The 19,142-nt window shown below is 57.6% G+C and carries 19 protein-coding genes; 15 read left to right on the plus strand and 4 right to left on the minus strand.

Annotated features, from left to right (window positions below; genetic code table 11):
* Nucleotides 1–68 precede the first annotated feature (68 nt).
* On the plus strand, nucleotides 69–476 hold the full coding sequence (locus tag Q0802_RS13200; RefSeq protein ID WP_298918995.1) for a GFA family protein: 408 nt from the start codon (nucleotides 69–71) through the stop codon (nucleotides 474–476).
* 222 nt (nucleotides 477–698) lie between these two features.
* On the opposite strand, the gene Q0802_RS13205 is transcribed toward Q0802_RS13200, so the two are convergent.
* Entirely contained in the window at nucleotides 699–1,631 is a 933-nt protein-coding gene (locus Q0802_RS13205) for a LysR family transcriptional regulator (protein WP_298918997.1), read from the minus strand.
* 123 nt (nucleotides 1,632–1,754) lie between these two features.
* Between Q0802_RS13205 and Q0802_RS13210 the strand changes: the two genes are divergently transcribed.
* Nucleotides 1,755–3,434: a BCCT family transporter gene (locus Q0802_RS13210; RefSeq protein ID WP_298919000.1), complete on the plus strand. Its 1,680-nt coding sequence runs from the start codon at nucleotides 1,755–1,757 to the stop codon at nucleotides 3,432–3,434.
* Nucleotides 3,435–3,639: 205 nt separating this feature from the next.
* Here Q0802_RS13210 and Q0802_RS13215 read toward each other — a convergent pair whose 3' ends face one another.
* The gene (locus Q0802_RS13215) at nucleotides 3,640–4,620 is read right to left on the minus strand and encodes a cysteine synthase family protein (RefSeq protein WP_298919002.1); all 981 of its coding nucleotides are present in this window, start codon (nucleotides 4,618–4,620) and stop codon (nucleotides 3,640–3,642) included.
* 272 nt (nucleotides 4,621–4,892) lie between these two features.
* Here Q0802_RS13215 and Q0802_RS13220 point away from each other — a divergent pair, with 272 nt between their 5' ends.
* The 4 genes from Q0802_RS13220 (at nucleotide 4,893) to Q0802_RS13235 (ending at nucleotide 7,656) form a co-directional block, all read left to right on the plus strand.
* Complete coding sequence (locus Q0802_RS13220) at nucleotides 4,893–5,174, plus strand: PepSY domain-containing protein (RefSeq protein ID WP_298919006.1); 282 nt, start codon at nucleotides 4,893–4,895, stop codon at nucleotides 5,172–5,174.
* Between the two features lie 59 nt (nucleotides 5,175–5,233).
* Nucleotides 5,234–5,743 carry a hypothetical protein gene (locus Q0802_RS13225; RefSeq protein ID WP_298919009.1) on the plus strand — a complete coding sequence of 170 codons (510 nt, stop codon included), beginning with the start codon at nucleotides 5,234–5,236 and terminating at the stop codon, nucleotides 5,741–5,743.
* A gap of 9 nt (nucleotides 5,744–5,752) precedes the next feature.
* Nucleotides 5,753–7,057, plus strand: coding sequence for a ferric reductase-like transmembrane domain-containing protein (locus tag Q0802_RS13230; RefSeq protein WP_298919012.1), 1,305 nt, complete (start codon nucleotides 5,753–5,755; stop codon nucleotides 7,055–7,057).
* A 338-nt stretch (nucleotides 7,058–7,395) separates the two neighbouring features.
* Nucleotides 7,396–7,656, plus strand: a complete 261-nt coding sequence (locus Q0802_RS13235; RefSeq protein WP_298919015.1) for a hypothetical protein — start codon at nucleotides 7,396–7,398, stop codon at nucleotides 7,654–7,656.
* A 16-nt stretch (nucleotides 7,657–7,672) separates the two neighbouring features.
* Here Q0802_RS13235 and Q0802_RS13240 read toward each other — a convergent pair whose 3' ends face one another.
* Nucleotides 7,673–8,338 (minus strand): L,D-transpeptidase, encoded by a 666-nt coding sequence (locus Q0802_RS13240; RefSeq protein WP_298919018.1) that lies wholly within the window; start codon nucleotides 8,336–8,338, stop codon nucleotides 7,673–7,675.
* A gap of 218 nt (nucleotides 8,339–8,556) precedes the next feature.
* A complete protein-coding gene (locus Q0802_RS13245; RefSeq protein ID WP_298919022.1) occupies nucleotides 8,557–9,132 on the minus strand; it encodes a J domain-containing protein in 576 nt (191 codons plus the stop codon).
* A gap of 621 nt (nucleotides 9,133–9,753) precedes the next feature.
* Here Q0802_RS13245 and Q0802_RS13250 point away from each other — a divergent pair.
* The 9 genes from Q0802_RS13250 to Q0802_RS13290 are packed head-to-tail and all read left to right on the plus strand — an operon-like array spanning nucleotide 9,754 to nucleotide 18,887.
* Nucleotides 9,754–10,524, plus strand: coding sequence for a GntR family transcriptional regulator (locus Q0802_RS13250; protein WP_298919025.1), 771 nt, complete (start codon nucleotides 9,754–9,756; stop codon nucleotides 10,522–10,524).
* Entirely contained in the window at nucleotides 10,521–12,011 is a 1,491-nt protein-coding gene (locus Q0802_RS13255; RefSeq protein ID WP_298919028.1) for an ABC transporter substrate-binding protein, read from the plus strand. The genes Q0802_RS13250 and Q0802_RS13255 overlap by 4 nt, the downstream gene beginning before the upstream one ends.
* The gene (locus tag Q0802_RS13260; protein ID WP_298919031.1) at nucleotides 12,011–12,937 is read left to right on the plus strand and encodes an ABC transporter permease; all 927 of its coding nucleotides are present in this window, start codon (nucleotides 12,011–12,013) and stop codon (nucleotides 12,935–12,937) included. The genes Q0802_RS13255 and Q0802_RS13260 overlap by 1 nt, the downstream gene beginning before the upstream one ends.
* Nucleotides 12,934–13,785 carry an ABC transporter permease gene (locus Q0802_RS13265; protein WP_298919034.1) on the plus strand — a complete coding sequence of 284 codons (852 nt, stop codon included), beginning with the start codon at nucleotides 12,934–12,936 and terminating at the stop codon, nucleotides 13,783–13,785. The genes Q0802_RS13260 and Q0802_RS13265 overlap by 4 nt, the downstream gene beginning before the upstream one ends.
* A 1-nt stretch (nucleotide 13,786) precedes the next feature.
* Complete coding sequence (locus Q0802_RS13270) at nucleotides 13,787–14,545, plus strand: SDR family oxidoreductase (protein WP_298919037.1); 759 nt, start codon at nucleotides 13,787–13,789, stop codon at nucleotides 14,543–14,545.
* A complete protein-coding gene (locus Q0802_RS13275; protein ID WP_298919040.1) occupies nucleotides 14,542–15,408 on the plus strand; it encodes a polysaccharide deacetylase family protein in 867 nt (288 codons plus the stop codon). Before Q0802_RS13270 ends, Q0802_RS13275 begins: the two co-directional genes overlap by 4 nt.
* Nucleotides 15,401–16,966, plus strand: coding sequence for a gamma-glutamyltransferase (locus tag Q0802_RS13280; RefSeq protein ID WP_298919043.1), 1,566 nt, complete (start codon nucleotides 15,401–15,403; stop codon nucleotides 16,964–16,966). Before Q0802_RS13275 ends, Q0802_RS13280 begins: the two co-directional genes overlap by 8 nt.
* Nucleotides 16,963–17,913, plus strand: a complete 951-nt coding sequence (locus Q0802_RS13285) for an ABC transporter ATP-binding protein (protein ID WP_298919046.1) — start codon at nucleotides 16,963–16,965, stop codon at nucleotides 17,911–17,913. The genes Q0802_RS13280 and Q0802_RS13285 overlap by 4 nt, the downstream gene beginning before the upstream one ends.
* Nucleotides 17,910–18,887, plus strand: a complete 978-nt coding sequence (locus tag Q0802_RS13290) for an oligopeptide/dipeptide ABC transporter ATP-binding protein (RefSeq protein WP_298919049.1) — start codon at nucleotides 17,910–17,912, stop codon at nucleotides 18,885–18,887. The genes Q0802_RS13285 and Q0802_RS13290 overlap by 4 nt, the downstream gene beginning before the upstream one ends.
* The last annotated feature ends 255 nt before the right edge of the window (nucleotides 18,888–19,142 follow it).

Raw genomic sequence — 19,142 nt, forward strand, 5'->3', positions numbered from 1 at the left:
TGTTCTTGCGGTCTCGCCAATTGGCAGGCAGTGTGACGATAGCGGAACAAGCCAGAGGACAATTTCTCATGACAGTTCTTACAGGTGGCTGCCTTTGCGGGAAGGTGCGGATGACAACGTCCAGCGCGCCCTGCCGGGTCGGCATCTGTCACTGCATGGATTGTCGCAAACATCACGGAGCTCTCTTCCATGCTTCAGCCGTGTTTGAGCAAGGATCGGTGGAGATCACTGGTGAAACACAGGGCTACGCCGGACGTCATTTTTGCCCGGTCTGTGGTTCTTCGGTCTTTTCGCTGAGCGATGGCGAAATCGAAATTCATCTTGGTTCGCTGGATGCTCCTGACCAGCTGAAACCAACCTACGAGCTTTGGACCGTTCGTCGCGAAAATTGGCTACCGACCTTTGCAACGACCAATCAATACCACCGGAACCGTGTCGCAAAAGACCATTCTGAGGAACATGCAGGCTGCGGCTGATCGCTGGTTATTTTTCAAGACTTGCGATGACATTCCGGGCATTCCACAAGCGCTCCAGCAGCCAGCCGTGCAATTGTGCCGGAACCAGTCACCAATGCAGAAAAAGGGAAAACACCCGATTTGACGCCGCCGGAATTGCGAAGGATGGGCGTGTTTCAAACGCAGGCCAAAGCACCTGAATTTCATGTGAGCGCGCTTGAGGATAGCGAGGCTACCTCTCTATTATTGCGCGAGATTTCCATGCGCAGCCTTGAGACATTCGAGAAACTCGAGCGTCTTGCGATCCGGCAACGGCTTTTTCCTTACGATCGCAGCGAACGTGCTGGCATAGCTCGTTTCCGCAGCGGCGACCGGCCTCAGACGACCGCGGCGCAACAATGGCCGGGCCACATGATCAGCGAGATAGCCCAGGTAACACCCTGATTGAATGAGGAGAAAGAGCGCTTCTTCTTCCTGCACACGCGCCGCACGCTTCAAGCCGAGGTTTTGACCGGCTTTCATATTGGGCGAGTTGAATGCATACCCGGCATACTTGTGCCCTGAGAGGTCGAGATCAGCCGCCGACGCGTCTGGATCGGCATCAAACAGAAGGTGACCCTCTCCACAGTAAAGCGTCATATGTTCAGTGTAGAGCGGTGTGTAGGCAAGCAAAGTCGACTTCCTGTGAACAGGAACAATCGCGACATCCATCGTCCCATCAGCAATGCGCGCCTCCAATGTGCTGGGGGGATCCAGGGCAATTTCCAGCGCCACATCAGGGGCAACGTGATCAAAACTTCGGATCGCCTTGTGGATGTGCGCATTGGGGTTGGTGGTCGATTGATCGAAGAGACCAATCCGCAATGTACCCGTCAAATTGGTGTGGATGTTGTCAATCTCTGACTGAAAGCCATCAATGGAAGAAAGCAATTTTCGCGCGGCAGCAAGGACTTGCTCGCCCTCCGGGGTCAAGGAAAAGCCAGAAGGCCCGCGATTACATAACTTTAGTCCGACCCGCGCTTCCAGGTCCGATATATGCTTGGAAATTGTCGAGCGCCCGATATTGAGCTCCAACTCAGAGGCAGCAAATCCACCGCACTCCGTCACCACGATGAATATTCTGACCAGCCTGATATCGATGTCACTCAGGCTGCGGATGAGCGCGAGTTTGGCCATATAAGTTTCCCCGGACTGAAACTATAGGGAGTTACGTTGCAGGTTGTCAAACCATGGTCAAGCTGTACAGTTTCCAAAGTGAAGAGCGCGCGAAGCGCGCGGTGACAACGGGAGAAAGCAAGAATGTCAATGAAACCTCCACTATCTGATCTACCGATCAAGACCGCGGAGAACGGTTTTTATCGGGGGTTCAGCGTGAACGTGACGGTGGTCAGCAAGATCATCATCAGTTTGCTCGTCGTCTGGTGTATCGTCTGGCCAACGCAGGCCGGAACAATCCTCGGCAATTGGAACACCGCTATCCTGGCGCAGTTTGCCGCTTGGTACATCTGGGTCGTGACAGCATTTGTTCTGGTCTGCATAGGTTTGGCCATTTGGCCAGCCGCCGGGCGGTTGAATCTTGGGACAGTTGGTGAAAAGCCCGAGTTCTCAAATTTCTCTTGGTTTTCCATGATGTTCGGTGCCGGGATTGGCGTCGGCATGCTGACCTGGGCTGTGGCTGAACCGGTCGCGCACTTCAAAAACAACCCTTCGGTCATCCAGGGTGTAACAACAGCACTTGATGTCGACAATGTTCGGACGGCCTATGTGTGGTCCTATCTGCATTGGGGTTTGGGAGCCTGGGCATGTTACGCGATTGCGGGCCTCGCGCTGGCGTTTTTCAGCTACCGTCGCGGATTGCCTTTGACGATCAGATCGTCGCTGACCCCGCTGTTTGGCAAATCCCTGTCTGGCACAGTCGGTCACGTCATTGATATTGTCGCGGTTGTTGCGACCATTCTTGGTGTTGCTCAGACGCTTGGTTTCGGTGTCGAACAATTCGTTGCCGGTCTGACCCGGATCGGTATTGGCGGTCTGGCGCTGGAAGATGGCTCTGCCACCACGTTGGGAATTGTGGTCGCCTTGCTCGTCATTATGGGGGCCTCAACCATGTCAGCCCTTTCCGGCGTCGGGAAAGGCATCAAATGGCTTTCGAACATCAACATGGTGTTGTCGATATTCCTGCTGGGCTTCTTCATCATCTTCGGCGCTACCTGGTTTGGCGCATCTGCGTTCTTCATAGGCATCTGGGACTATCTGGTCGCGTTGCCCTGGTTGAGCTTCAACGTCTACAGTTCTGATGGTGTCGAAGGGTCCGAAGCCTTCCTGCTAACGCAATGGCAGGGCTGGTGGCCTGTGTTCTACTGGGCCTGGTGGATCGCATTCGCACCTTTCGTGGGCTTGTTCCTGGCGCGTATTTCGCGCGGTCGGAGCATCCGCGAATTCGTGCTGGGCGCAATGATCGTACCATCGCTGATGTGCTTCGTCTGGTTCGCCTGGGCTGGCGGCACGGCCATCGATCTGGAGCTGAACGGAGGCGCAAACGGACTTATCCTTGATGCTGCCAACGGCGACAAGATCTTTGCGATGACCGAATTCATGCTGGCACCTATTGCTCAGGCATTGGCGTGGGCCATGGCCGTCTTGATCGTGGTGCTGCTGATGACGTTCCTGGTCACCTCGGCTGACTCCGCGGTGCTGATCGTGAACACGATCAACGCGGCTGGCGACGAAGGACCAAAAGCGCGTCCCCACATCCTCTTCTGGGGTGCAGCACTGGCCTTTGTGGTTGGCGGATTGCTGATCTCAGGCGGTACAGGTGCGATCCAAACCGCGATGGTGATTGGGGCCCTGCCCTTCTCGCTCGTGATGGCCCTCATGTGCATTGCCTTGATCAAAGCGATCTGGAATGACAGCCGCCGCGAGGCTGCGGGCGTTGCGACGACCATTGACCCTGAGACGATGGTCATGCCAGCGGAGTAAATCTGGCAAAACAAAAAAACGGCCTCGGGTTAGTCCGGGGCCGTTTCTATTTTCCAGGTTTGGCTTTCACCTGCGTGCCGAGACCATTTTCGAATGGGTCGGACAATACAACATCCCGCATGCGCGCGGGACTGTGCGATCAAATGCAGCCAATACGTTAAAACTATACTGGTCGATAGAGGATATAGTGATCAGATCGACAAGTTCAGGCGCGCGTGCCTTCGGACGTAAAAAGGTCTGTCGAAAGATACTTCAGACCTGAATCGCAAATGATAACCGCGATGGTCTGGCCCTGATGGGCGGTTCTCAGCAATTCAACCGCCCCCGCTACATTTGCACCTGCCGAAAATCCCGCGAATATCCCCTCCAGGCGCGCCAGATCGCGAGATGTTTGTCGCGCGGTGTTGCCATCAACCCGAAGAAACCCATCCCAAGACATCCCGTGCAAGAAGTCCAGGTCGGACATGGCATAGCCACCCCCTTGGATGGGATGATCGGGGTTCCTTGCCTCTCTTCCTGCAAGAACTGCGGCACCTTCCGGTTCGATTGGATAGCACTTCACTTGCGGGTTTTGCCTGCGCAGATAGCGAGAGGTGCCCACCAGAGTGCCGCCCGACCCCACAAAATCGCAAAAAGCATCTATCTTTCCATCGGACTGTTTCCAAATCTCGGGGCCGGTGGTCTGCTCATGTGCATCCGGATTGCCCGTTCGGCGAAATTGGTCCGCTCTGAAGGCCCCACGCTCTTGAGTTAGCCGGGCCGCAACCCGATCGACCTCCGCCAAATCGGCGCCCGACACTTCACCCGGCCTGCTTTCTGGTAGCTGATCCACCAACTCCACCTCGGCGCCAAGCGCCGCCATCATCCGCGCGCGCTCTGGCGAGTTCCCTTTCGACATCACTGCCACAAAAGGGTAGCCCTTAACGCCACAAACAATGGCAAGACCCGTCCCCATGTTCCCGCTCGTCAATTCAACCACAGTTTGACCAGGTTTGAGAGTACCGTCGTGCTCCGCAGCTTCGATCACCCCGAGGGCGGCGCGATCCTTTTTTGAAAACCCGGGATTGAGGTGATCCAGTTTTGCGAGGATTGTCCCCTCGCAGCCATAGTGTTTCGTCAACCGGTCCAAACGCACCAACGGTGTCTTGCCGATCGCTCCGAGAATGGAATCGAACGTCTCCTGCATGCTGCGCCCCTATGTATGTAGATTTGCGCTCCATTGACCATGAGAAGGCGGGTTTCTCAACCTGCAAAACTTTTTGATATTCCAGCGACCGTCGTTGCCATGATTGCCCATGTGAGGGACAGGCGAGGCACTATTTCCTGCTCCAACCCTCTAAACCTTCGGCCTATGCCGCCCGAACTCCCCCGGAAGTTCAATTTCAATCGCCCCTGGAACGGCCCAATTCATGATCACCGCAAAATCGCGGCAATTGGTATCATGAAAAGGAATAAAAAATGATCAAAAATGGTAAAATGGTTCTGTTGGCTGGCCTGCTTCTACCCGGCATGGCTCTGGCCAATATCAGTGTCGGCGATGCATTGGGAAAATCGGATGCCGCCGTTCGAGCCGCGCTGGAGGCGAAGGGCTACGCGATTTCCGAGATAGAGCTCGACAAGGATGAAATTGAAGTCGAAGCGATGCTCGACGGCAAAACATACGAAATTGAAGTCTCGCCTGAAACGGGCTTGATCCTTGAGATTGAACTGGACGATGAAGACGGTGCCGAAGACAGCTAACAATTTGACGGTGCGCTCGCTAGAAAGAGCGCACCGTTTCGCATTCTAAGGATCACTCCATGTCACGTGCTGCTGTTTTATGGTCGCTGTTCACGCTGCAAGCCATATGCTGCGCCTATTTCCTGATGGATATCGCATGGGATTTGCTCTGGCCCACGTCGGTCAATCAGCTGGCAGAGAGCGACGCCATCGAAGCTTTGGTGACCGTTGCATTGTTCTTTGGCCTGACATTCACCGCGAACGAATTGCGGCAGGTCCTCAAACGCCAGGACCAGTTGGAAGACCAAATCAAAGTCGCATCAGGTGCGTTCAGCGAGGTTTTGGAGGCGCGTTTTCATGCTTGGTCTTTGACAGCAGCCGAACGAGAGGTCGCCATCCTGGCGATCAAAGGGTTTTCAATCGCTGAAATGGCAGATCTTCGGGACACAAAACAGGGCACCATCAAAGCACAATGTGCCTCTGTATACCGCAAAGCCGATGTTGCCGGGCGATTGCAGCTTCTCAGTATTTTCCTGGACGACCTGCTCGCCGACGATCTCGTCAAAACTGCCCATCAAACACTGACATAAGGACCACATATGAACCCTTCGGGACTTTTCTTGATCGTTGCGACAGCCCTTTTCCCCGCCTATCAGCTCATCACACTCCCGGACGTGACAGATCAGGTCGCGCTCTTCTCCCAATATCTGGGCCTGGCAGCGCTCGTACTGATGGCTTGGGGGCAAATCCTGTCGACACGGTTGCCAGGTATTGAGCTTATTTTTGGCGGCCTGGATCGCATCTATGTCCTGCACAAATGGGCTGGCATTGTCGCGATGACGGCCATCCTCCTGCATGACACCATCGACGCTGAAATGCGAGGGTTGGGTCGGGAAACAGCCCTAAACGAACTGGCTGAGACCCTTGGAGAGATCAGCCTCTACGGCCTGCTGATACTGGTTGTGATTTCTGTTGCGACCTTCATCCCCTATCATCTTTGGAAGTGGACCCACAAAGCAATGGGTGCCCTGTTTGTCGCAGGAACCTTCCACTTCTTCTTCATCATGAAGCCTTTCCAGATGGGTGACCCGGCTGGTCTCTACACAAGCGCATTCTGCCTTGCCGGCATCACGGCCTACATCTGGATGATGTTGCCCGAACGGATGCGCCCGTCACACAGCTACAAAATCCTGAATCTTGAAAGAACCGGCGGCGCGCTCGCGATTTCCCTAAAGCCTGATCGCAAGGGAGTCGTGCCTGATCCGGGGCAATTCGGTATTTTGCGTTTCACAGGTGCGGGCAAGAGCGAGCCGCATCCTTTCAGCTTCTCCAAAATCGGTGCAGACGGAACACTACGGGTGACCGTGAAAGCGCTGGGTGACTTCACATCCAATTTGCGTAATGAACTCGATGTCGGGCAAGAGGTTCGCGTACAGGGACCATTTGGGCGTTTCAGACTTTCAAACAGGGGCCCGGAAATCTGGATCGCTGGCGGCATCGGAGTAACCCCCTTTCTGGCCTGGTGCGACGCGCTGGATACGCATACCGATCCGGTCCACCTCTTTTATTGCGTCCGCTCCCCACAAGATGCTCCACATCTGACAGAAGTTCAGGCGCTCGCGGAAGAAAAACCAAACCTTACTCTGCACGTGATCTTTTCATGTGAGGGCAAGCGCCTGTCAGCAGACCTGATCGCGGAAATGGTCGGAACCGACCTTTCGCAGATGAAGGTCTCTTTCTGCGGCCCGGTTGCGTTGCGGCGGTCGCTTCAAACAGGCTTGCTGCGATACGGCGTCACCGCGCGCCGCTTTCACTTCGAAGAATTCGAATTTCGCACCGGCGTGGGCCTGCAACGACTGGCACTTCGAGTGTTGCGGCAAAAACAGGTATCACTACATGGTTGACCGCGAGCACGGCCAGTCACCTCCATATTTTGCGGTTTAGAGAAAAAGCTTCCTTTGGAGTGGCGACCTATCCAAACGCCCGGAACAATCATGATCCCTCGTTCGCAGGAATGCTGTTCGTATCTCGCTGGGCGGTTGCTTTTGATAACTCTCCCTCTGCGGCTATGACGCGTTGCGGGTATCTGGTTCAGCATCGTTCTTTCAGGCGTTTCTCTGCAATCGCTGCAAGGCGCAAGATTTGCGCCGAATTGTCAGAGGTGAAACCCTGCTTTAAGTAGTTTGCGGGTAGGCTGGCCGCGTGAACCACGAGGTGTGGTCCGGTCTGAGGAGAAAATGCTATGCGATCTGGGTTTTTGACTGTCGTTATGCTGAGTCTTGCAGCCTGTTCGCCATCCGGCGGGACCTCAGCGCAAGGGTTCATTGGCAACCTGCCTGAAGGCGTCGTGGCCATCGCAGCCCCAAACCAGGATCTGAGCGCGGTGAAAATCCGGGAAGAAGACGGATGTTACTGGTACCGTCACAAAGGGCCGGTTGAGACCACGCTGTTGCCTCTGCGCAACAAGGAGGGTCGGCCCATTTGTACACGCCCGCAGATCTGACGCGGAATAAGCCCCTCTAGCTGGCTGCCGTCAAATAGCTCTCCGCAGGGTAGAGATAAGCTGTCGCACCCGTTGAAACCTCCTCGTAGAGGTCATTGATATGCGGCATTACCATCCTCACACATCCAGAACTTGCGCGGCCACCAATCGACCGCGGATAAGGGGTGCCATGAATACGCAGGTAAGTGTCACGATTCCCCACAAAGAGATAAAGCGCGCGCGACCCTAGTGGATTGGCCGGCCCCCCCGGAACCCCATCTGCAAATTCGGAATAAAGGCCAGGATCTCGCCGGATCATATCTGCGGTGGGCGTCCATTTCGGCCATCGTGCTTTGCGTCTGATGTCATAAGTTCCCGGCTCATAGAGATTGCCCCGGGCTATGGCCACGCCATAACGCATGGCCGTGCCACCTTCTTCAATATGGTAAAGATAACGGGCAACTGCATCCACATGAATGTCTCCAGGGCGCAGACCTGAATTCGCTTCAACCCGTACCGGCAGGAACCGAGAATGGAGCCCCCATGGATTGGTCGTTGCAGGATCATAACCCGCAGGCGTCACGCGCGCGTCCCAAGCGGACCACTGGCTTTGCGCGGCGCCTGAACGGGGTAAGGCCGTCATGGCAACAGGTGCCGAGAACATGGCTACTGACGTTTGAATAAAGTGCCGTCTTGTCAACATTTGCAATCGCTTCCCACGGATTCGTCAGTTTCTTTCTACCGCCGATATGGTTTCGATATACTTTATCCCGGTGTTGTCAGGCGGCAACTGCGCTCACGGTTTTGTGCATCGAAGGGAATTCAGAAAGACAAGCCTGGCTCGCCTGCGAAACCGTGGCCTCAAGCTAGAGATTTCGCGGCATTACCACGCAATCTAAGGTCCTCAAACTCGATGAGGTTTCACATGAAGACGGGACGCGTCTCCTCGTGGATCTCAGCGGAACAGATTGTCCGTGCGGCTTCGAACATCCGGCGCGCCATGGCTGTCAGCTGTGAACGCGCGCGCGCATCGGTGTCAGTGGTCTCGCCATGCTGCATCGGCAGGTTCACAGCACTCTTACTATTTGTTTCGCTAGAAGCAGTTTCAAAGACCGAACTGGCACTGGATTGCGTTTCCGATCCCGATGCCGCTGTCTTGCGTTGCGCTTCTTCGCGCAAACGCTCTTTTTGTGCAGCTTGATAAGCCGCTTGCGCTTGTTGGCGGCGCAATTCCAATTCCCTCTGACGGCGCTCTTCGGCCAGACGTCTTTGAGCCATCATCAATTTCAGACGGCGAACGTCAGCATCCGTTCGCGCACTGACCAGATCCCAAGCTGCATTTATTTCTGCAAGGCGTCGGTTCGCCCCCTTCGGATCCGCTTTTGCCATATCCGGATGGTACGTTCTGACGAGTGCGCGCCACGCCCTTCGAATTGTCTCATCGTCACTTCCGGGTGCGACACCCAGAATTTCGAAAGCATTCAAGAGTTCATTCATGATCAAACATCCGGTTGCCCAACGCCTTCACGCCAAAGAGCGGAAACACACGTTTTAATACAATTATTTATAAATGGGAGAATATCGGATCGCTACTTTCTTGTTAGGGGATGGTTAACGCTCTTCGGCCAGAGGATTGTGGAAAAATAGCCCCTTTGCAGGCTAGTCTACCGCCCGCTTTCCCAGCCGACGCAAAAGATCACAGATGGCTACAAGCGGTGCCAGACGCGTGGTTCAGCGCTGCGAAGAAGGTTCGAAATATCGACACGACGGCTTTGCTGGAGCTGGTTTTCAAGATGTTCCCGGCAAAATACCGAGGCCGGGATTGTTGCCTCAAACCTCGTCAGAACCTGATCGTACCGCGCTGAGAGATAGCCAAAATTTCCCATCGATCCGGCGATTCGACCCGCAAGTGTATGAGGTAGCCCATCGGACTAGCGAAAACGACTGTCCGCAATACTCATGCGCGTCCTGCTAAAAATCACAACGAAACAATGGGTTCGCTCACGTATCCGAATTGAGTGTTCACCGTCGACATTCCAATCGTGAACATTTTAATGATGATATTTGACATGTCAGAAGTGCTGTATGAACATGTCCATATGTTAAGGATAAAATTTCATGTATGATCCCAGCTCTCCGCTCATACGATCTCCCCAGCAGGGCGGCATAGTTCCAGCGCCCGAAGCAAAGTCTCGTTTTGCCGAGGATCGGCTGCTTGATGCCGTCATATGGTGCGAGATTCGCCCGGGCGAAATTGTCACCGAAGCGGATGTTATGGAACATTTTGGCCTCACCCGTGCGGCGGCACGCGCAGGGCTGACAAGACTGGGCTATGACAATTGGGCGTCACCGCAGCCACGCACCGGGTGGCTTGTTCTGCCCGTGACCGGCGCATTGATCGGGCAGGTGCTCGAAGCGCGGCGGATTGCCGAACCGCTCCTGTCGAAGGCGCGACCGGACGCGGAACTTTGCACCGAATTGGGACATATTGGCGAGGTGGTCAGAGCGCTGCGCCCGCGGAGTGAAACGGCCGCCGTCGCTTCGTTCCGTCACTATGTCGACCGTGTGGACGGGTTGCTGCTGGGTGCGATCAACCCTTTCACGGCGCGGCACCTGCGCAAACTCTGGCACCATACCGCGCGGATCACGCGGTATCTGGAAGACGAGACCGAAAGCCATATTTTTCTGCGCGACGACATCAACGATCTGATCAGCGCAGTCCTCTCACAAGACGCCGATGGCGTAATCGCCGCCCGGTTATCCCTGATTGATGCCCAGGAAGCCTTTTTCATGCGTCAGCTCCTCAAGAGCGACGCCCCTCTCACGCCCGGCAGCGGCGTGATTGCGCGGACCCGACAAAACGCTGCCAGCAACAGGAGAAACTCATGACTTCCACATTCAAGGGCCTGCTGGCGGGCGTCGCGATGGCGATCTTCGCCCTGCCCGCCTATTCCCGGGATATCACCATCGATTTGGCCGGTGAGCCATCTTCGCTCGATCCGCATGTACAATGGAACCCGGACAGCTACTACGTGTATCGCAACGTTTTCGACAATCTGGTGACGCGCAACAATAGCGGCGAGATCGTTCCGCAGATTGCCACCGCCTGGGATCAGATCAGCGAAACCGAGCTTGTCCTGACAATTCGTGAGGGTGTGAGCTTTCACGACGGAGAAGCGCTGGAGCCTTCGGACGTGGTCTATTCGGTCAAACGCATCACCAACCCGGATTTTGCCTCGCCGCAGCTCGGGCAATTTAACCAGATCATCGGCGCCGAGGTTCTGGAAGGAAACAAAGTCAAACTCACGACCAACGGCCCCTACCCTGCGCTCATGGCGCAACTTGTGAAGCTCTCTATTGTACCGGAACACGTGGTCGAAGCCTTGGGCAAAGAGGCCTTCAACGCCGCACCACTAGGGTCAGGGCCCTACAAGTTCGAGGAATGGAACCGGGGTATTTCGGTCACCTTGGCGCGCAATGGCGCCTACTGGGGCGACAGCGGGGTTTTTGAACGCGCAATCTTCCGCGCCGTACCTGACGCTGCCACCCGCCTGGCCGATCTACAAGCGGGCACGGCGGACCTGGTCGTAAGCATTGATGCGGATGCTGCGGCACAATTGGAGGGCAATCCGGAAGTCAAAGCACTTTCTGCGCCAACCGAACGGGTAGGATATGTCGGTCTGAACCTCGACAAACCGCCCTTCAACGACGTCAACATGCGTAAAGCGGCGAGCCTCGCCATTGACCGTCTCGGCATCACCGAGGGCCTGTTGCAGGCCGGAGAAGTGCCGATGGCACAGATGGCCAGCCCTGCCCACTTCGGGTACAACCCTGATCTGCCACTTTTCGACTATGATCCAGAAACTGCCCGGAAAATCACCGGTGAGAATCCTGATTTGGCACAGACACCCGCCACCTTGGCAACCGCCCCGGTCTTTGACCAGCGGATCGTCCAGGCAGTTCAGCAGATGCTGAATGACGCGGGTTTCAACATCTCGATCTCGATGACGGATATGCCCACCTACCTGAACATCGTTCGCTCTGATCCGGCCGACAACAGTGAGCTCAGTTTTGGTCGTTGGTCCTGTGCCTGTCAGGACGCGGACGGAATCTCATATCCGACGCTGCATTCCGACAGCCTGTGGAGCCGGGTGAATGTGCCGGAACTCGATGCTTTGCTCGAAAAAGCGCGGGTTTCCCTCGACCCGGAGGTACGGCAGGCAGCTTACAATGAAGTCTCTGAAATCGTGCGGGAAAACTACTATCTATTGCCGATGTATCAGGCTGCTGTACTTTATGGCGCAGCGGCTGAATTGCAGTTCGAACCAACGGCGAATGAAAGCATGTTCCTCAACCGTATGAGTATTGCCGAGTAATGCTACGGTTCGCTCTGCAACGCGGCGGGCAGGCGCTGATCGCGGCTTTCGGGGTGGTGACGCTGGTCTTTTTCATCCAGCGCCTCACCGGCGATCCGATTGCATTGCTCTTGCCCGAGACCGCCACGCAGGCAGATATCGACCTCATGCGCGCCGCCCTTGGGCTCGACCGCCCGATCTGGGTGCAGTACTTTGGCTTTCTGGCCGACATGGCGCGCTTTGACCTTGGCAGCTCATTTATCCAGAACGCGCCCGTTTGGGACATTCTGCTCAGCCGGATTCCCCAAACGCTGCAACTGGCCGGCGGGGCGCTGGTCGTGGCGCTGGCGGTGGGTCTGCCCCTTGGGTTGGTGATGGCCCTCACGCGGGGGCGGGCAATCTCGCGCTGGATTATGGGGCTGGTTCTGGCGTGTCAGTCTCTGCCCACCTTCTGGTCGGGCATCATGCTGATCCTCATCTTTGGCGTGCACTTGCGATGGCTGCCTTCATCCGGCACCGGCACCTTCGCGCATCTCATCATGCCTTCCATCGCGCTTGGACTTTTGTCTCTGGCAACCTTCGCCCGGATCGCACGAGCCTCCATCGTGGATGAACTTGGCAAAGACTATGTCCGCTCAGCGCGCGCGCGAGGCGTCGGAACCGGCAGGCTGGTCCGCAAACATCTGATCCGAAACGCTATGATTCCCGTCATCTCGATCACCGCACTTGAAGTGTCGCAATTGCTGGCAGGTGCCGTGATCGTTGAGACGGTCTTTGCCTGGCCCGGCCTAGGTCAGCTCACGGTGCAATCCATCGCCGCGCGTGACTTCATCGTGGTGCAGGCGGTGGTGCTTCTGGGTGCATTCGTCACGATCGGCGCCAATCTGGCTGCCGACATCCTCTATTCCATCGTTGATCCGCGCGTTAAGCTGAGCGGATCGACATGACGGCCCGGGTTGATATCTTGCGGCCCAGTCTTCGCCCCTTGCTGGTCTGGTGGCCAGCTTTCTTGCTGGGCCTACTGGTTCTTGTGGCCATCTTTGCGCCCTGGCTTGCCCCCCTTGATCCGGATCGTCAGGATCTGCTGGGTCGCCTGAAACCACCCGGCTACGAAGGCCGGAGCGGCGCAACATTTCTGCTAGGCACCGACGAGCTTGGCCGTGATATTCTCAGCCGTGTGATCCACGGCGCGCGAGTTTCAATCTCGGTCGCAGTGCTCTCGGTTTTGCTTTCTGGGGTTGTCGGCATTGCCGTTGGAATGGCCGCTGGCTATCTGCGCGGATGGACGGAAATGGTGCTCATGCGCCTAGTGGATATCTTCCTGTCGATCCCGGCCATTCTGCTCGCCATCATCACCGTCGCAGTCCTGGGCCCTGGATTTATCAACGTAATCCTCGTGCTCGCCCTGACCCGCTGGCCGCGATATGCGCGCGTAGCCTACGGACAGACCCTCGCAGTGGCAGAGCGTCCTTTCGTACGTCTGGCCCGCGCCATGGGGGCCACGCCATCACGGGTTCTGGCTTTGCACATTCTGCCCAACATCGTCGGCCCGCTGCTGGTCGTCGCTACGCTTGAATTCGGGCTGATGGTGCTTTTTGAGGCCGGATTGTCCTTTCTGGGGCTCGGCGTACAACCCCCCACCGCCAGTTGGGGCGCAATGCTATCGACAGGGCGCAACTATCTGGCGACCGCATGGTGGATCGCGACCTTTCCGGGGCTCGGGCTGTTTCTGCTGGTGCTAAGCGCCAATCTGATAGGCGACCGGTTGAGCGATCGTATTGGGGAGGGTCGATAAGGTGGATTTTGGAACGGAATTTCAAGGGCGCAAAGTAGTGATTACCGGGGCCGCTGGTATCATGGGCCGTGCACTGGCAGAGCATTTCGTGCAAGCGGGGGCCGAGGTCTGTTCCGCCGACCTTTCAACCCAAGGCCTCTCAGGCTTTGCCGTTGCCGCAGATTTGACGACCGACGCGGGCAATGATGCGTTGCTGAATGCTGTAGCCTTCCGCTGGGGGGCACCGGACGTGGTCGTCAATAACGCGGCCATCTACCCTTCTTCCTTCCTCCTCGACATGCACGTATCGGACTGGGACCAGATCATGGCGCTGAACCTGCGAGCACCGTTCGTGCTGATGCGCGGTTTTGCGCATCAGATGATCCGTGCCGGAAAGCGAGGTGCATTCATCAACATTTCTTCCGGGGCGGCGCGCAAGATGCGGCGAACTGCCGTGACCTACTGCATGTCAAAAACCGCGCTGGACCGCATGACCAAGGGCTTTGCGCTGGAATTGGCGGAATACGGCATCCGGGTGAATTGCCTAGAGCCGGGATTCGCTGCGGGCTCTTCGGTTTCGGCACTGAGCCAGGAACACATTGACCGGGTGATGGCCGCAATTCCGCTGGGGATTGAAACCGCGCCGGAAGATATCGGGCAGGCCGCTCTCTTTCTCGCGTCCTCCGCCGCCAAGAATATCACCGGCACCTCCCTGGCAGTGGACGGTGGCAATTCTGCAGGCACGATGGACGTCTATCAGCCAAAAAAGAGCGCGCTATGAACTGGAATCCCGCCCCATACCCCTGGCCTGACGGTCATCGCGCCGGGGCCTGTTTCACGGTCGATGTCGATGCCACAGCGCCTTGGCTCTGGCAGCACCGGACTGGATTGCCCAGGGGCATCGCCGCCTTGGAGCATCGTCAATATGGCCTGCGCAGAGGTCTCCCGCATCTGATTGAGATGCTGGGTCGGCTGGACCTGCAAGCTACATTTTTTGTGCCGGGCGTCGTTGCCGAAGAGCACCCCGACTTGCTGCCCGGCCTTGTGGAGCGTGGCCATGAGGTCGCGCTGCACGGCTATTATCATGAGCTTGTCTCGGAGACGACAGACGCGCAGTTTACCGAAAGCCTGGAAGCTTCGGTTGCGCTCTTCGAAACGCAGATTGGCGCGCGCCCGGCTGGCTTCCGCTCGCCCGCCTGGGAAATGACGCCCCATATGCTGGCAGAGCTGCGCCGCTTCGCGCTGTGGGATTCCAGCCTGATGGGTCATGATCACCCCTATCGGCTCGACGGCGTCACCGAGGTGCCCGTCCGCTGGGAAAACGATGATGCCATCTTCTTCAAGTTCCTCGGTCCCGGCGATAACCCACCGCACTCAGAGGCGGAAGTTGGTGAGAGATGGACCCGTGAAGCCGCCGCGCAGGTGCGGGACGGCGGGCTTTTCATGTTGACTGTGCACGACTGGATTTCAGGGCGCGCGGCCCGGGTGGACATGCTTGAGGACCTGCTGGTGCCTCTCTGCCAGGACGAGAGCATCTGGACCGCAACATGCGGTGAGATCGCAGCACACCATCAGAGTGTTACCGGATTTGAAGATCACGCCCGACCGGTCATTCCCGTCAATGAAAGGACAGGTCATGGATAGGCAAGGCGCGGATACATCCGGCCAGGGATGGGCGCTCAGAAAACCCGGTGTCAAAGGTCACGGTGGCATTGTCGCGGCGCAACATTTCGAGGCCGCAAGAGCCGGTGCCGACGTGCTTGCCGCGGGTGGGAACGCGATGGATGCCGCGGTCGTCACGGCGCTTGTTCTATCCGTGGCAGAACCCTGGCTTTCCGGCCTTGGGGGCGGAGGATTTCTGCTGCACGCGACCGCGCAAGGTCAGATCGACGCCCTCGACTTCAACCTTCGCGCACCCGGCGGGATTTCGGGCGGGGACTATCCGCTCGCAGGCGGAGACGGTGGCGACTGGTTCAACTGGCCTTCGGTCAAGGATGACCGCAATCTCATCGGTCCGCTTTCAATCTGCGTGCCGGGTGCAGTTGCGGGTCTTGCCGAGGCATTGGCAAGACATGGCACGCTGAACTGGCAACTGGCGCTGGCCCCGGCGATTGAATATGCGGAAAGGGGCATGCGGGTTGACTGGTTTGCCGAGCTGGCACTTGCCATTGACACACCGGGGCTGTCCCGAAATGACGCCGCCCGGAACCTCTTTCTGAATGCATCCCGAAGATGTCAGGACCCCCACGATCCAACCGCAAGTCTGCTGCCGATGCCGGGCAAGGCCGCCATGCTGCGCCGATTGGCTGAGGCGGGTGCGGAGGATTTCTACAAGGGAGAGACCGCCGCCACGCTGTTGTCAGACCTCTCCGCCGTCGGGGCCAAACTTACAGCTGTGGATCTTGCGCGATATGCCCCGGTGTGGACCACACCAGCCACCCTGCCCTACCGGGACCGAATGATACATACGATGCCGGGTCTGTCGGGGGGGCCGACGTTGCTTTCAGCATTCGCCACGCTTTCCTCCCATGCGCTTTCCGGGATTGGCGACGCCGATCTTGCGACACATCACGCCAATGCCATTCGCAGCGCCTACGAGGATCGGCTTACACAAATGGGCCATGCAGGCAAGCACGGCGATTGCACCAGCCATGTCTCTGTGGTGGATGCCGAGGGCAACATGGTTGCGCTGACCAACACGCTGTTGTCACGTTTCGGATCCAAAGTTGTTGCGCCATCACTCGATTTGACCATGAACAACGGCATGATGTGGTTCGATCCCCGACCCGGCCAACCAAATTCCATTGCTCCCGGAGCAACCCCGCTGGCCAATATGGCACCGGTGATCACCACCCGGGACGGCCGTCCCGAAATCGCTATCGGCGCCGCCGGTGGGCGTCAGATTTTTCCCGCAATCCTGCAAATTCTGTCGCAACTCATTGACCGGGGTGTTTCACCCGAAGAAGCGTTGCACCTGCCCCGGATCGACGCCAGCACACCCACCGTCTTGATCAACCGGCGCGCGCCCACCGATACAGCAACCGCGATTTCTGCCTATCACCCCGTCCAGATCACCGAAGACTCCTTGTACCCGGTGCAATTCGCCATACCCTCGCTGGTGAGACGGGGTGCAGATGGCGCGCCGAACGAAGGGGCCGTCCACCCCACATCTCCCTGGACAGCTGCCGTGGCCGCTTCATGAGCTTGCTCGCAATCCATGATCTGGCGGTCGACGCCGGCCCGCTGTCGCTTGTGGACGGCGTGACGCTCGATGTGAACGCCGGCGAAGTAGTCGCACTCGTCGGCGAAAGCGGGTCCGGCAAATCGCTTACGGCGCTCTCAATCATGGGGCTGCTGGCCGAGGGCCTGTCCTGCAGCCGTGGCCAGATCCTGTTTGATGGCCGCGATCTGACCGAGCTTTCCAGCAGCGCGTTACAGCACCTGCGCGGCGCTGATCTGGCGATGATTTTTCAGGAGCCTGTCACATCCCTCAATCCTTTGTTGCCTGTCGGCGAACAGGTTGCCGAAAGCCTGATCGTGCACGGTCGCGCGCGGCGCGAGGCCGCCAAGGAGGCCGTGGATATGCTACAGCGCGTCGGTATTCCGGAGCCGGAACGGCGCGCCCGGCAACTGCCAACCGAGCTTTCAGGGGGAATGTGTCAGCGGGTCATGATTGCGGCAGCGCTCATATCGCGCCCACGCTTGCTCATTGCAGATGAACCCACCACCGCACTTGACGTCACCATCCAGGCCCAGATTCTTGCGCTGATGGGGAAATTGGCGGCCGAAGAGGGAACCGCGATATTGTTGATCACTCATGACATGGGGGTCGTCGCAGAACTGGCCGACCGGGTCTGTGTGATGTACGGGGGCCGGGTGGTGGAGCAGGGAGAAGTGGCACGGCTGTTCGATGCACCAGCGCACCCTTACACACAAATGCTGTTGCGCACGATCCCGCGGCTTGAAGACCCACCCAAGCAAGACCTCTTTGCCATTCGCGGCAATGTGCCAAGCCCGCTGGAGTGGCCCGAAGGATGCCGCTTTCGCAACCGTTGCGACCGCGCGGGGGGCGCTTGTCACGCGCGCCCCCCACTTCAGGGCCAGAAGCACCGCGTCGCGTGTTTTCATCCGGTGGAGGCACCGGTATGACCTTGCTGCGGATCGAAGACCTGCATGTGCATTTTCCTGTCCGTACAGGACGCTTCGGCGGCACCCCGGCACTGGTGCGCGCGGTTGATGGGGTCTCGCTGAGTGTAGCAGAAAACGAGACACTTGCGGTGGTGGGCGAGTCCGGTTGCGGCAAGTCCACTACCGGCAATGCCGTGCTTGGTCTGGCGCCGGTGACGGCGGGGCGGATTCTGTTCGAGGGGCAAGATCTCGCCGGGCTCGATGCCAGGGCAAGACAAAAGGCCTGGCGCGAAATGCAGGTCGTATTTCAGGATCCGGTAAGTGCGCTCAACCCTCGCCGAACCATCGCGCAATCCATTGCCGAACCAATGATCATTCACAAATGGGCAGCGGCAAAGATCACAGCGCGCGTGAATGAGCTGATGTCACTGGTTGGTCTCAACCCCGACCAACGCGACCGCCGTCCCGGCGCGCTATCAGGCGGACAACGTCAGCGGGTGGTGATCGCCCGGGCGCTGGCCCTGAACCCCAAGCTTGTCATCTGCGACGAGCCGGTCAGCGCGCTCGATGTGTCGATCCAAAGTCAAATTCTGAACCTGCTGATGCGGTTACAGAGAGAATTGGGTTTGAGTTATCTTTTCATCGCACATGATCTCAGCGTCGTGCGGCATATCGCGGATCGCGTTGCGGTGATGTACCTTGGCGTCGTCGTGGAGGAAGGCCCCGCGCTGGAGCTCTTTGCCACCCCGATACATCCCTATACCGAAGCGCTCCTGTCTGCCATTCCGCTGCCTGATCCGCATATGCGTGATCGCCGTGATCGTATTGTTCTGGAGGGAGATCTACCCTCTCCTCTCGAACCGCCCGCTGGCTGCCCGTTTGTGACGCGCTGCCCCTTGGCGGAAGACCGGTGTTCTCAAGAACGCCCTAAGCTGTTGGCGGTCAATCCGAGCCACAAAGCGCGCTGCCATGTGCGTGTGACAAACTCGAACTGAGGGCGAGGGTATACGAACTAGCGGTCGGGTTTGGATACAGCGCGCTTGATTTGAGGCCTCGAAAACCACTGTGCACCGTCATGAGGGCAATACCGCTTCCTGAACCCGCAAACCAAAAGCTTTCTTCGCCTTGTGTCATCCCGAATACCTGGCACCTTTGTGAGACCCAAAACCAATGCTGCACGGGAGGCAGATCAACCGCTTTTCAGAGGCGTGATTCGGTGTTTCTACAGGCGCGTGGGCGAGTTTTGACAA

Origin of the sequence: uncultured Roseobacter sp., from assembly GCF_947495275.1 — a bacterium.
Taxonomy (GTDB): domain Bacteria; phylum Pseudomonadota; class Alphaproteobacteria; order Rhodobacterales; family Rhodobacteraceae; genus Roseobacter.